Origin of the sequence: Bradyrhizobium sp. RDI18, assembly GCF_043203335.1 — a bacterium.
Classification (GTDB): domain Bacteria; phylum Pseudomonadota; class Alphaproteobacteria; order Rhizobiales; family Xanthobacteraceae; genus Bradyrhizobium; species Bradyrhizobium retamae.
This window is the reverse complement of record NZ_JBICRN010000008.1, coordinates 4,270,001-4,283,982: the sequence shown is the minus strand read 5'-3', so window position 1 is coordinate 4,283,982 and position 13,982 is coordinate 4,270,001. Positions and strand designations below refer to the sequence as shown.

Sequence of the window (13,982 nt, the reverse complement as noted above, 5' to 3'; positions counted from 1 at the left end):
TTGCTAATTGAGGCACCAACAGCACGGGCGAAGCCATGAAATTGATCTTCGGGCGACTGCATCGCTGGGCCGGCCTTCTCACCGCCGGCTTTCTGTTTTTTCGGGCGTCACCGGCGCGATCATCTCATGGGATCACGAGATCGATGATCTCTTGAACAAGAACCTGTTCGATGTGACCAGCAGCGGTCCCGCGATTCCTTCCGTCGAGCTTGTCAAGCTGATCGAGCAGCGCGATCCGCGCGCGCGCGTCGTCCACATGTTCATGACCCCGGAGAAAGAACATTCGCTGTGGTTCTTCGTGCTGCCGCGGATCGATCCCGCCACCGGCAAGCGATTTGAGCTCGACTACAATCAGATCTTCCTCGATCCCAACACCGGCGCGGAGCTCGGGCGGCGCTACTGGGGTGCGGTGTGGCCGGTGACGCGCGCCAACTTCGTCTCGTTTCTCTACAAGCTGCACTACACCATGCACATTCCGGAGTTCTGGGGCAGCGATCGCTGGGGGATGCGCGTGCTTGGCGTCATCGCCATCATCTGGACCATCGATTGCTTCGTCGGTTTCTATCTGACGCTGCCGTCCCGTCGCCGCGCCAGGGCGGAGCGAGCACCCGCCGTTGCGCGCGAACTCGGCCGGGGCTTCTGGGCGCGCTGGGCGCCAGCCTGGAAGATCAAGACCTCGGGCAGTGCCTATCGAATCAATTTCGATATCCACCGCGCTTTCAGCCTGTGGACCTGGGCGCTGCTGTTCGTCATCGCCTTCACGGCGTTCTCGCTCAACCTGTATTTCGAGGTGTTCTCGCCGCTGATGAAGACGGTATCGAACTACACCCCGACGCCGTATGAGCAGCGTCCGTATCGGCATCTCGACGATCCGATCGAACCCAAGGTCACGTATGCCGATGTCGCCGCGCGCGCCGCGGCCGACGGCAAGAGCAGGGGATGGACCACGCCTGTCGGTTCGATCAATTACGGCCCGGCCCATGGCGTGTATGCCGCGGCCTTCTTCCACCCCGGCGACGATCATGGCGCCGGCGGTGTCGGCCCGGCGCAGCTTTATTACGACAGCGAGGACGGACGTCCGATCGGCGAGCGACTGCCGTGGGTCGGCACCGCCGCTGATATCTTCGTGCAGGCGCAATTCCCGCTGCATTCCGGACGAGATCGTCGGGCTGCCCGGCCGCATCCTGATTTCGGTGATGGGGCTGGTGGTTGCGGCGCTATCGGTGACCGGCGTCGTGATCTGGTGGCGCAAGCGCCGTGCCCGTGTCCGGGTGCGCGAAACCGCTGCAGCACGCTCGAGCAGGGGCCAGCTTGCGCCGGCGGAATAGCTCCATCGAGCTTGTTTGCTGGCAATCGAACGATGCGGCGCGATCGTTGCATCGGGCGCAATGACGGCAGTCCTGTAGGATGGGCAAAGCCAACGGGTCGCGCGAACGCGCGCCCAGCGACGAGCGCAAGGGCGCTCGCGGAGTGATGACAGGCTCCGCGTGCCCACCATAAATCTAACTGCATCGGGATTGCGGCAAACCGTAGAGCGGGCAAAAGCGCAAGCGCCGTGCCCACCATCGCCCGTGAGCGAAGGTCATTCGCTCACGGGAGCGGTTCGACCTTCGCTGCCATGTCGGGGGCGCGTGTGACGCGGTATGTCGCGTTGCTGCATTTGAGGACCCAGACGGCACGGTCCGGCTGGGAGCGCTTTTTGTCCCTGGTGGCGCCGAGCGCCTTGTCACAGGTGAACCCCTGCGTACAGAATCTGAGCCGACAGCATCGTCTGCGGCGTTTCGGCCGCAACCTGTTGCGCCCCTACCGGTGGGCTGAAAAGGACAGCAGCGATAGCCAGGAGTAACAATCCCTGTGTTTTGTGCATGACCTCAATCCTCCGAACAGACATCCCGCTCGTCTGGGTGCTGAACTATATGGCAAGAACGCTGGCGTTGGTAACTGGCACGACAAATCACTTCTGATTTTCCGAAATCGTGTCAAGCCCAGAAAACAAGAAGAATCAAAAATATTCCGCTTTCGTTCTCCCCCAAATCAGTCGCATAACTCCGCCCGTCTCACGGCGGATGAGGGGCGCTCGCGATCGTCACGAACGTGCGGTGAGATGCGGTGGACGCGGAATGCGCAAGACGTAGGCGCAGGAAGCGTACGGCGAAGTCGTGTGGTTCGGGCGCCGCGGTGCTGGCGCTAAGTTGGCGGGAATATCCCGTCGGCGACGGAGGCAAAAGAGCCGTTCTCCGGGAAGAGCACGAAGTAAGCCGTAAAGCCATTGCGCAGGGAAGGCCGGGATGCTCCCGCTGTACCTGTATGCTCGTGTGCGTTCTTCCTATGCGCAATTGCACACGAGACCGCGGGTGCGGCGCGCACCCGGTCTTCCCTGCGCCCTCTGTTTTCGAGGAGAGGCAAATCAAGATGCAAATCTCGGGCGATCAGTGTCGCGAGATCGCGAAGTCGTACCCACGTCATTGCGAGCGAAGCGAAGCAATCCATCTATCCCCGAGCCGAGACGTGGATTGCTTCGCTGCGCTCGCAATGACGTGGATAGGACTCGGTGTATCCCGCATGCGCGGAGCGTGAGCGCCGTACCCGCAATGGCAGCAGACGCCCTACAACAACTCGGCCTGCTCCGCCGCGATCGCGTCGCCGGTGCTGATGCTGCCGCCGGTGATCACCTCGGCATAGATCCCGCAATCGCCGTGGCCGAGTTGGCGCTGCAGCGCCGGGGGAATCGCGAGATCGCGCTCGGCCGTATCGGGATCGACATTGACGGCGGCGCAGCGGACGATGCGCTTCACCACCTTCAGCCTGATGTCGCCGATCGCAAGCGTCCGGTCGAGCAGGTCGAATTCGTGCCAGGCCGGCCAGCCCTCGACATAGAGATTGGCGCGGAAGCGAAGCGGATGAACGGGGGCGCCGACGATGTCCTCGATGGCGCGGACGCTGGCGAGATTGATGATCGAAACGACCTTGCGGGCGACGTCCGAGAAGCTGTGGCCGGGGCTTTCCAGCACCTTTGGCGGGCCCTTGATCTGGCCGGCAAAGGCGGTGGCAAAGAAGTTCTCGATTGTCCGCCGGCCTTCGGCGGTCGCCAAATTGCCCTGGGCCGCAATCTCGCCGTTCCGGCAGAATCGAGAGCACGTTGCTCGCGTCGTCGAAATGGGTGTGCAGGCCGGCCAGCCACTCATCCCGCATCAGCATCAGGAAGTGCGGCTTCGGCAGCCATTTCGGCTCCGCCGGATCGAAACCGGAGGGGCCGTTCTCGATGGCGTAGCGGCGGTCAGCCAAAGGGTTTGCCCGGGCTTGAGCTCAGTGTGGTCGAGCTGCTCCGGGGTCAGGCCTTTGACGGGGTAACGGTAAATCCCGGCGATGCGGGCGGGGGAGGTAGCATCCATGCCGCTTATTAAGAGATTCCCCCGGCTCGCGCCACAACTCCGAATTTATAGCTGCGGCTCTTCCGTTTCGCCCGGCAGTGCCCACATTTGCGTCAAGCCTGAAAACAGGGCGACGACCCGTGGCCGGTTGAGGAATATCAACGCGGTCCGCGGATACCCAATGAAGATGCCGCAATCATGCCTCAGGGGTGGGAGCGGCATGCCGAGGGAAGCAAAAGATGAATATTGAAAAATACACCGAGCGGGCGCGCGGCTTCATCCAGTCTGCGCAATCGCTCGCCATGCGCGATGGGCACCAGCAGTTCTCGACGCTGCATGTGCTGAAAGTGTTGCTGGACGACAGCGAGGGACTGGCCGGCGGGCTGATCGATCGCGCTGGCGGCAATTCCCGCGCCATCCTCAAGGCCACCGAGGACGCGCTGAAGAAGCTGCCGAAGGTTTCGGGCAGCGGCGCCGGGCAGATCTATCTTGCCCCAGATATGGCGCGCGCCTTCGACGCGGCGGAAAAAGCCGCCGAGAAGGCCGGCGACAGCTTTGTCACGGTCGAGCGGCTGCTGCTGGGGCTGACGCTCGAGAAGAGCGGCGAAGCCGGTACCATTCTGAGCAAGGGCGGCGTCACGCCGCAAAACCTCAATGCGGCAATCAAATCGCTGCGCAAGGGCCGTACAGCCGATAGCGCATCGGCCGAAAAACGCCTATGACGCGCTGAAGAAATATGCCCGCGACCTCACGCAAGCCGCGCGCGACGGCAAGCTCGACCCGGTGATCGGCCGCGACGAGGAAATCCGCCGCACCATCCAGGTGCTTTCCCGCCGCACCAAGAACAATCCGGTGCTGATCGGCGAACCCGGCGTCGGCAAGACCGCGATCGTCGAAGGCCTGGCGCTGCGCATCCTCAACGGCGACGTGCCCGAGAGCCTGAAAGACAAGAAACTGCTCTCGCTCGACATGGGCGCGCTGATTGCAGGCGCCAAGTACCGCGGCGAGTTCGAGGAGCGGCTGAAGGCGGTGCTGCAGGAAGTTACCTCAGCCGAAGGTTCGATCATCCTGTTCATCGACGAGATGCATACGCTGGTCGGCGCCGGCAAGGCGGACGGTGCGATGGACGCGTCCAACCTCTTGAAGCCGGCATTGGCGCGCGGCGAGCTGCACTGCATCGGCGCGACGACGCTCGACGAATATCGCAAGCATGTCGAGAAGGACGCCGCGCTGGCGCGGCGCTTCCAGCCGATCTTCGTCTCCGAGCCGACGGTCGAGGATACGATCTCGATCTTGCGCGGGCTGAAGGACAAATACGAGCAGCACCACGGCGTTCGCATCACCGATTCCGCACTTGTCGCCGCGACCACGCTGTCGAACCGCTACATCACCGATCGTTTCCTGCCCGACAAGGCCATCGACCTCGTGGACGAGGCTTCGGCGCGGCTGAAGATGCAGGTCGATTCCAAGCCGGAAGAGCTCGATTTGATGGACCGGGAAATCATCCGGCTGAAGATCGAGCAGGAGGCCCTGAAGAAGGAAACCGATCTCGGCTCGAAAACCCGCCTGCAGACGCTGGAAAAGGAACTGGCCGAACTCGAGAAGCAATCGGCCGACCTGACTTCGCGCTGGAGCGCGGAGAAGAACAAGCTGTCGAACGCGCAGAAGCTGAAGAGCGAACTCGACACCTTGCGCATCGAACTCGCCAATGCCCAGCGCCGCGGCGAATTCCAGCGTGCGGGTGAGCTCGCCTATGGCCGAATTCCCGAACTCGAAAAGAAGCTCGCCGAACTCGAAGCCAAGGAAGACGTGGGCGAGATGATGGAGGAGGCGGTAACCGCCAACCACATCGCACAGGTGGTGTCGCGCTGGACCGGCGTTCCCGTCGACAAGATGCTGGAAGGCGAAAAGGACAAGCTCCTGAAAATGGAGGATAGCCTCGGCAAGCGCGTGGTCGGCCAGGCCGAAGCCGTGCGTGCGGTGGCAACCGCCGTGCGCCGTTCGCGCGCCGGCCTGCAGGACCCGAACCGCCCGATGGGCTCGTTCATGTTCTTGGGCCCCACCGGCGTCGGCAAGACCGAGCTGACGAAGGCGCTGGCGGCGTACCTGTTCAACGACGAGACGGCGATGGTCCGCCTCGACATGTCCGAGTATATGGAAAAGCACTCGGTGTCGCGGCTGATCGGCGCGCCTCCCGGCTATGTCGGCTATGACGAGGGCGGCGCGCTCACCGAAGCGGTGCGGCGGCGGCCCTATCAGGTGGTGCTGTTCGACGAGATCGAAAAAGCCCACCCCGATGTCTTCAACGTGCTGCTGCAGGTGCTCGACGACGGCCGGCTGACTGACGGCCAGGGCCGCACCGTCGACTTCCGTAATACGCTGATCATCATGACCTCGAACCTCGGTTCGGAGTTTTTGGTGAACCAGCCGGAAGGCGAGGACACAATGGCGGTGCGCGAACAGGTGATGGGGATGGTGCGGGCGCATTTCCGGCCCGAATTCCTCAACCGCGTCGACGAGATCATCCTGTTCCACCGCTTGCAGAAGAGCGAGATGGGCCGGATCGTCGAGATCCAGTTCGCTCGCCTGCAGAGGCTGCTGGAGGATCGCAAGATCACGCTGACATTGGATGCAGCGGCGCGCGACTGGCTGGCCGCCAAGGGCTGGGATCCGGCTTACGGCGCCCGCCCGCTGAAGCGGGTGATCCAGCGCAACCTGCAGGATCCCCTGGCCGAGATGATCCTCGCCGGCGAGATTGCCGACGGCGACTCCGTCGAGATCTCGAGCGAAGGCAACGTACTGACCTTCAACGGCAAGGCCGCGCAGACCGCGGAGATCGCGCAGTTCGAAGCGCCGGTGCCGAAGCGCAAGCTGAATTGAGGCGCCCCACCAACGCAAAAGCCCCGAACACGCTATGTTCGGGGCTTTTGGCTAAGGGGTCCGCGGCTGTGTCATTCCGTTGAACTGAAGGCAGGCCCCGGCTGACCGGGATCATCGTCCTCGGGCTCGAGCTCGGTCAGTATGTCCACGAGCTCGCGTACCCGGCCGGTCGCCAGCGGCCGGCCCGCATTCAGCATCGGCTCGTCATTGGCCATCCAGGCTTGAGCCTCCGCCAGCTCATCTACGGTGGCGCCGGTTCCGATGATCTGGGCGATCGTGACTTCGTCAGCCCCGCTGACTGCCTTGATGATGTCGTCCCGGGTAATGCGGTTCATTGCTGCTCATCCCCTTCACGTCGCGCCAACAACCGCCCGCCGCCAGCCATGCGGCGGGCGGTATGTGGGCAAGGTGCCTCAGCGGCCCGTAGTAAGCCGCGGCGGGTATTGCGTCATGAGCCAGATTTCGATCGCCGCCAGCACCGCCACGGCAGCGCCGATCAACACGTGCACCGTCATCGCCGTGGTCCCCTGGAAGCCCAGGACCCAAGGCGATACCAGCGCCCACAGTCCGACGATCAGGTTCAGCCATTCCTCCCACACCGCGAACGCTGCCAGCGCCGCTATCGCAATGATCGCGATTACGAGGCCTGTGACGTAGGCGTTGTTGGAGACCGTTCCGGCGTCAAAGCCGAACATCCAGGGCGAAAAGAACAGTATCGCGCCGAGGACCAGGTTCGCGACGTCGCACAATTTTGCGTTGCTCCAATTCTCCATGGCATCCTCCATTGAAGATTTTGCCAGTTAGTCAACTGGATACCGGCCGCTCCGGTTCCATCGGGGCCGCGACTGAACGCAAATTAATGAAACCGCCGGACGGCGCTGCGATTGCCCTTGCAGGTGATCGGCGTCGGCTACTGCCGGGAGCATCGGCCCAGAGTAACCAGAGACAGGTTCCCTCCGATGACAAAAGAAATCGTCCTACACAACAGGCCCGTCTTCGATCAGATCCACCCCGGCATCTATGGGGCCGCCGTCGGGCTTGTGGCGTGGTTTGCGGCAGCGGCCTGGATATTGTTCGACCGCCAGAGTGACATCGGACTCCTGCTGGCCATGGTCAGCGTGTTGCTGCTGGTTGCCGTCCTGCTTCCGTGGTCGCTGTCGCTGGTCTGGAAACGGCACGCGAAGCCACATCAACCGCACTCCGACGAGACCTCGTTTCATGATTGGAGAACTGGCGACTTCGCGGTCTGGGACAGCAAGATCCATGGTACGCAGGCGGCAATCGACATGCTGCTGCCGCTGGCCGCCGTTGCCTTCGGACTTACGGCGATCGGGATCGTCTTCCTGATCAGCGCTCGCGCGGCGCCGTAAAGTTGCCTCTCGGGGGCGGCCCGAAGGCTCAGCGGCTGACCTGGCGGGTCTGCGGCGTGGTGCCGGTGGCTTCGGAAACCCGCGCCGAGTTGCCGCGGTTGCTCATCTGGGCGTCGAGACGGTCGCGCTCCTTTTCGAAGCTCGCCAGCATTGAGCCTTCGAGAGAACGGCCGCGCGGCAACTTGACACGCATCGGGTCGACGAAGCGGCCGTTGACCAGGATTTCGTAGTGGACATGGGCGCCGGTCGACATGCCCGTCGATCCGACGAAGCCGATCACCTGGCCCTGGCGCACGCGCTTGCCGGGCTCCATGCCCTTGGCGAACGCCGACATGTGGCCGTAGGCGGTCTCGTAGCCGTTATTGTGTTTCAGGCGAACGTATTTGCCGTAGCCGCCTTCCCAGCCGACCTTCTCGACCACGCCGTTGCCGGAGGCGAAGATGGGCGTGCCGTAGGGCGTCGCCCAGTCCACGCCGGTGTGCATCTTGGTAAAGCCCAGGATCGGGTGGCGGCGGCCGCCGAAGCCCGACCGCATGATGGCGTTGTTGACGGGTTTGCGGACCAGGAACTTCTTCGCGCTCTTGCCGGTCTCGTCGTAAAAATCGACGACGGAATCGTCCGGGGTCTGGAAGCGATAGTATTTTTTGGTTTCGCCGCCGACGGTGAGGGAAGCGAACAGCACCTCGGTCTTTTCGGTGCTGGGGGTGGCTTCGTCGTCGCCGGCGAAGAACACGTCGAAGGAGTCGCCCGGTTGCACCTTGCGCTGGAAATCGACGTCGTAGGAATAGATGCGGACCATGTCCTCGATCACCGCGGCCGGCACCTTGTTGCGCATGGCGGTCTCGTAGATGCTCTGGTAGAGGCGGACGCCGCTGCCGTCATCCTCGTCGTCATCATCGTCATCTTTGCCGGCGGGAGCCTCGGCGACGGTATTCATGCTCTGCACGTCGACCGCGACATATTTGCCGACGTCCGACAGCGCGGCCACGGCTTCGACGGTGGTGTCGTTGGCGACGATCACGCGATAGGGCTGCAGCCGGGCAGCGGGGCCGAGGCCCGAGGGCGCCATCAGGATACGCAGCTTCTGACCTTCCCTCAGGCCGCCGTCGCGGCCGCGGGCTCCAAGGGTCAACGCGATCGCCCTGGCTTCATCGGGCGTCGCGCCCTGGTCGCGCAGGACTGAAGCGACGCTGTCGCCCTTCTTCACGATGTGAACGCGTTCGCCGGTGGGGTTGCCGCCGGTGATCTGGTCCTTGGTCTTCGGCAGCAGGGTGACATTTTCCGGCACGATGCGGGTTTCAAAGCCGGCATAGGGATCGGAGACGTTGCCTTCGGTGGCATAGGCGAGCTTGAGATCGGACTGCACGCCGCTGGTGTCGGCGGCGGCATTGGCAAGCGCCGTGTAGCGGACGCCGCCCGAGCCGCGCCAGTTCGCGGCATCCCGCACCCGCATCAGGACTTCGTCCAGCGCGACCACGGCGGAGACTTTCGCCTTCGGCAGCACCGTTGCGAGATCCTTGGTCACGAAGGAAACCTCGGCGTCGGGTTCGACCGCCTCGGGATTGTTCGGATCCTCGGAAGCCGGCTGAGTCGAGCTGCCGACATCGGTGAGCATGCGCTGCGCGTTGAACGGCGGGATCTTGGCGGCGAGATCGCTCGTTGTCATCGATAGATTGCCGGAGATGCGAACGAATGGCCGCACCCGCATCACGTCGCGGTTCCCGACCCGGGTAACTGTCGATACCCGCATCACATTGCGCGAGGCGGTGGATTCGCCGGGCGGCGGCAGGCGGTCGCTCTTGTGCAGGGTGGCGGTGCGGTCATTGGCGCCGAATGCCCCGCGCAACGCGCCTTCGACCCGCTCCGGCACCTTGGCAAAGGTCATTTCGCCGTCGAGGGACGCAAAAACGGCGCCGCCGATGAGGGCCGCGCCGCACAGACCGGTGAGGATAGTGCCGCTGAACCATTGTACAGAGACACGGCGGCGATCGATCACCGCGGCTTCCGAGCCATCCACGGAAAGTGGCGGCTCGTGACCGAGATCAATGATCCCGATCTCGCGTCCATAGCCGCTTCCGCGTGGCGCCTTCTGGCTCAACCCTGTGTCCCCCCAAATTCCATCGACATCCGACAAGACCTCGCCCGATCCAGAGCCCACGTTTCCGCCCTTTTGAGGGAGCGATTCCGGAGCATGGCGTTGCCGCACGCATGGAAATTCGGGAATCAGAGGCCAGAAGAAGACCGGCCGCAGTCTCGAACGTCAATGGTCAGCAGATCTCTCGAAGTTTCCTGGCCGCGTGGGAAAGGCGACGGGTTCCTCGAGATCGCCTGTCCCGGGTAGATGAACACCGGGCAGCCCCCACTGGCATCCGGTGATTCAATGCTTACCTTATAGTCAGAACGTCGCAGGATTGTGGCTCAAGTGCGGCCAAAGGCCCGAAACATAGGGACTTCTTGGCGTCCCAAAATTCTTCGACGTGATGCGACAATTTGTTGACGAAGGGCGTTGACAACCCCGATCGGGCGGGCCTATAACCCGGCCACTGAGCGCGGCGATGCATTGGCCCCGAGGCCAAGGCATCTATTCGCGCCCCGTAAGCTCCTCATTACGATGAGTGACTCAACAGCCGATACAAGTCGGTTGTTATTTGTCGTCGGATGGGTGGCTACGGAACCTTCCAGAGATGGAAGGGTGGGATCCCCAGCGGTCCCGGGCTGTTTGACAAGTGAAGATGAAGAAAGAGAAACGTGGACGGCGGAGTCCTTGCGAGTCTCGATCGCTTAAATACGCAAGTATTGAAGCATTGAGGCTGGACGAAAGACTTCGGCGGTACACGTTTTAAAGGTTACACCATCGTCGTCAGCGATGTGAATCGCGGGCGATAAATATGGTGGGACCTCGTCAAACGTTGTGATCAGCCGGTTCAAGGTTTCAAGTCCAACTTGAGAGTTTGATCCTGGCTCAGAGCGAACGCTGGCGGCAGGCTTAACACATGCAAGTCGAGCGGGCGTAGCAATACGTCAGCGGCAGACGGGTGAGTAACGCGTGGGAACGTACCTTTTGGTTCGGAACAACCCAGGGAAACTTGGGCTAATACCGGATAAGCCCTTACGGGGAAAGATTTATCGCCGAAAGATCGGCCCGCGTCTGATTAGCTAGTTGGTGAGGTAATGGCTCACCAAGGCGACGATCAGTAGCTGGTCTGAGAGGATGATCAGCCACATTGGGACTGAGACACGGCCCAAACTCCTACGGGAGGCAGCAGTGGGGAATATTGGACAATGGGCGCAAGCCTGATCCAGCCATGCCGCGTGAGTGATGAAGGCCCTAGGGTTGTAAAGCTCTTTTGTGCGGGAAGATAATGACGGTACCGCAAGAATAAGCCCCGGCTAACTTCGTGCCAGCAGCCGCGGTAATACGAAGGGGGCTAGCGTTGCTCGGAATCACTGGGCGTAAAGGGTGCGTAGGCGGGTCTTTAAGTCAGGGGTGAAATCCTGGAGCTCAACTCCAGAACTGCCTTTGATACTGAAGATCTTGAGTTCGGGAGAGGTGAGTGGAACTGCGAGTGTAGAGGTGAAATTCGTAGATATTCGCAAGAACACCAGTGGCGAAGGCGGCTCACTGGCCCGATACTGACGCTGAGGCACGAAAGCGTGGGGAGCAAACAGGATTAGATACCCTGGTAGTCCACGCCGTAAACGATGAATGCCAGCCGTTAGTGGGTTTACTCACTAGTGGCGCAGCTAACGCTTTAAGCATTCCGCCTGGGGAGTACGGTCGCAAGATTAAAACTCAAAGGAATTGACGGGGGCCCGCACAAGCGGTGGAGCATGTGGTTTAATTCGACGCAACGCGCAGAACCTTACCAGCCCTTGACATCCCGGTCGCGGGCCCCAGAGACGGGGTCCTTCAGTTCGGCTGGACCGGAGACAGGTGCTGCATGGCTGTCGTCAGCTCGTGTCGTGAGATGTTGGGTTAAGTCCCGCAACGAGCGCAACCCCCGTCCTTAGTTGCTACCATTTAGTTGAGCACTCTAAGGAGACTGCCGGTGATAAGCCGCGAGGAAGGTGGGGATGACGTCAAGTCCTCATGGCCCTTACGGGCTGGGCTACACACGTGCTACAATGGCGGTGACAATGGGATGCTAAGGGGTGACCCTTCGCAAATCTCAAAAAGCCGTCTCAGTTCGGATTGGGCTCTGCAACTCGAGCCCATGAAGTTGGAATCGCTAGTAATCGTGGATCAGCACGCCACGGTGAATACGTTCCCGGGCCTTGTACACACCGCCCGTCACACCATGGGAGTTGGTTTTACCTGAAGACGGTGCGCTAACCGAAAGGGGGCAGCCGGCCACGGTAGGGTCAGCGACTGGGGTGAAGTCGTAACAAGGTAGCCGTAGGGGAACCTGCGGCTGGATCACCTCCTTTCTAAGGATGATCCTTCAGATAGCTTGCTATCTATCGGATCGTTTTAGAAACATCAGTGGCCAACAATCGTCAGGATTGTTGAGCTGCATTGGCGGGATTTCGCCGTCTTCGTTTCTCTTTCTTCGCGGACGAACACGCGCCAGGGGCTTAGCGCTGTGCGAAGGTTTGGCGCTTGTGCGATGCATTGGCGTGAGCTGATTGCGCGCGAGCTTGAGTCCTTCGTGTTAGGGGCTTGTAGCTCAGTTGGTTAGAGCGCGCGCTTGATAAGCGTGAGGTCGGAAGTTCAAGTCTTCCCAGGCCCACCAGCCTTCGCTGCAACGCAGCTTCGGCTCGGCAGGCCTTCCTTGAACGAAGGCTGCTGCGCCGTAGCGCCAGCGAAGGCGAGCGCGAAAGAAAACATTCGTCTTCTGGTACGGGGCCATAGCTCAGCTGGGAGAGCGCGTGCTTTGCAAGCATGAGGTCGTCGGTTCGATCCCGTCTGGCTCCACCAGATGAAATCGAAGACCGGGAATGCCTCGAGTAATCGTCCGCGAAACATCACTTCGCATGCGCAGTCCGGATGGATAGCGTGATGCGTGATATCTGACATCGTAAAGAGGAGATCGATCCGAGTTTGGGATCTGCAAAGCAATTTGCGGGCTCTCATTCCTAATCTCCAGATCATTTCGGCGCTCGCTCATCGCAAGATGAGTGAGTTGTAAATGATCTTTGTAGCGAAGCTTGACCGCCTCGCTATCGGTTCGATCTTACGAAGCAAGCTGGTCTTTCTAATCAGTGTCCGGCTGTTGCAATCGCATTCATCGAGGATGCGTGCCTTCAATGGCTGTTGCGCAGACAACATTCTGCCGAGTGTGTGGACATTGATAATGAGAGCAATCAAGTGCCTTAAGGGTGTTCGGTGGATGCCTTGGCGCTGAGAGGCGATGAAGGACGTGCTACGCTGCGATAAGCCGTGGGGAGCTGCGAAGAAGCTTTGATCCACGGATTTCCGAATGGGGAAACCCACCTTCGATAGCTGGAACTCCAAGATCTCTATCTTGGGGTTCGTACAGCAATGTGTGAGACCAAGCCGTGAGGTTTTGGATTTCCAGTTATCAAGTGAAGGTATGAAATCTCTGAATTCATAGGAGGTTTTAAGCGAACCCAGGGAACTGAAACATCTAAGTACCTGGAGGAAAGGACATCAATCGAGACTCCGTTAGTAGTGGCGAGCGAACGCGGACCAGGCCAGTGATACATCAAAGACAACCGGAACCTGTCAGGAAAGCAGGGCCTCAGAGGGTGATAGCCCCGTACGGGTAATGCGATGATGTATCCTTGAGTAAGGCGGGACACGTGTAATCCTGTCTGAACATGGGGGGACCACCCTCCAAGCCTAAGTACTCCTCAGCGACCGATAGTGAACCAGTACCGTGAGGGAAAGGTGAAAAGCACCCCGACGAGGGGAGTGAAATAGACCTGAAACCGGACACCTACAAACAGACGGAGCCCAAGATACGTTCTGGGTGACGTCGTACCTTTTGTATTATGGGCCAGCGACTTAATTTAACGAGCAAGCTTAAGCCGATAGGCGTATGCGCAGCGAAAGCGAGTCTGAATAGGGCGCCAAGTTCGTTGTATTAGACCCGAAACCTAGTGATCTAGCCATGAGCAGGTTGAAGGTGAGGTAACACTCACTGGAGGACCGAACGGGTGTCTGTTGAAAAAGACTCCGATGACTTGTGGTTAGGGGTGAAAGGCCAATCAAACTGGGAAATAGCTGGTTCTCCGCGAAAGATATTTAGGTATCGCCTCGCATGAATGCTTCGGGGGTAGAGCACTGGATGGGCTAGGGGGACTTACCGTCTTACCAAACCCAACCAAACTCCGAATACCCGAAAGCAATATGCGGGAGTCACACGGCGGGTGCTAACGTCCGTCGTGGAGAGGGAAA

General features: G+C 60.7%; 4 protein-coding genes, 2 tRNA genes, 2 rRNA genes and 3 pseudogenes (1 of these 11 cut by a window edge). 7 read left to right on the top strand and 4 right to left on the bottom strand.

The genetic code is table 11. The annotated features are described in order from the left end of the window. Nucleotides 1-35: 35 nt before the first annotated feature. A pseudogene (gene fsrB / locus ACFXS9_RS29710) lies at nt 36-1,328 on the top strand (siderophore utilization protein FsrB). A gap of 1,278 nt (nt 1,329-2,606) precedes the next feature. On the opposite strand, the pseudogene ACFXS9_RS29705 reads toward fsrB, so the two are convergent. Beyond that, nucleotides 2,607-3,392: pseudogene (locus ACFXS9_RS29705) on the bottom strand (MOSC domain-containing protein). Nucleotides 3,393-3,610: 218 nt separating this feature from the next. Here ACFXS9_RS29705 and clpB point away from each other — a divergent pair. Further along, nucleotides 3,611-6,251, top strand: a pseudogene (clpB, locus tag ACFXS9_RS29700) (ATP-dependent chaperone ClpB). A gap of 71 nt (nt 6,252-6,322) precedes the next feature. On the opposite strand, the gene ACFXS9_RS29695 reads toward clpB, so the two are convergent. Together ACFXS9_RS29695 and ACFXS9_RS29690 are read right to left on the bottom strand one after the other, a co-directional pair. Beyond that, nucleotides 6,323-6,586 (bottom strand): hypothetical protein, encoded by a 264-nt coding sequence (locus tag ACFXS9_RS29695; RefSeq protein WP_392695016.1) that lies wholly within the window; start codon nt 6,584-6,586, stop codon nt 6,323-6,325. A 78-nt stretch (nt 6,587-6,664) separates the two neighbouring features. Continuing rightward, nucleotides 6,665-7,024 (bottom strand): SPW repeat protein, encoded by a 360-nt coding sequence (locus tag ACFXS9_RS29690; RefSeq protein WP_392695013.1) that lies wholly within the window; start codon nt 7,022-7,024, stop codon nt 6,665-6,667. A gap of 186 nt (nt 7,025-7,210) precedes the next feature. Between ACFXS9_RS29690 and ACFXS9_RS29685 the strand changes: the two genes are divergently transcribed. Next, nucleotides 7,211-7,621 (top strand): hypothetical protein, encoded by a 411-nt coding sequence (locus ACFXS9_RS29685; RefSeq protein WP_392695010.1) that lies wholly within the window; start codon nt 7,211-7,213, stop codon nt 7,619-7,621. 28 nt (nt 7,622-7,649) lie between these two features. Here ACFXS9_RS29685 and ACFXS9_RS29680 read toward each other — a convergent pair whose 3' ends face one another. Next, nucleotides 7,650-9,719, bottom strand: a complete 2,070-nt coding sequence (locus tag ACFXS9_RS29680) for a M23 family metallopeptidase (RefSeq protein ID WP_392695007.1) — start codon at nt 9,717-9,719, stop codon at nt 7,650-7,652. Nucleotides 9,720-10,560: 841 nt separating this feature from the next. On the opposite strand from ACFXS9_RS29680, the gene ACFXS9_RS29675 reads away from it, so the two are divergent. The 4 genes from ACFXS9_RS29675 to ACFXS9_RS29660 all read left to right on the top strand — a co-directional run. After that, a 16S ribosomal RNA gene (locus tag ACFXS9_RS29675) occupies nt 10,561-12,049 on the top strand. A gap of 228 nt (nt 12,050-12,277) precedes the next feature. Continuing rightward, a tRNA-Ile gene (locus ACFXS9_RS29670) sits at nt 12,278-12,354 on the top strand. A gap of 109 nt (nt 12,355-12,463) precedes the next feature. Continuing rightward, nucleotides 12,464-12,539: transfer RNA gene (locus ACFXS9_RS29665), tRNA-Ala, on the top strand. A gap of 384 nt (nt 12,540-12,923) precedes the next feature. Continuing rightward, a 23S ribosomal RNA gene (locus ACFXS9_RS29660) occupies nt 12,924-13,982 on the top strand; it runs 1,784 nt beyond the window's last position. Together the 16S and 23S rRNA genes with 2 tRNA genes alongside form the textbook arrangement of a ribosomal RNA operon.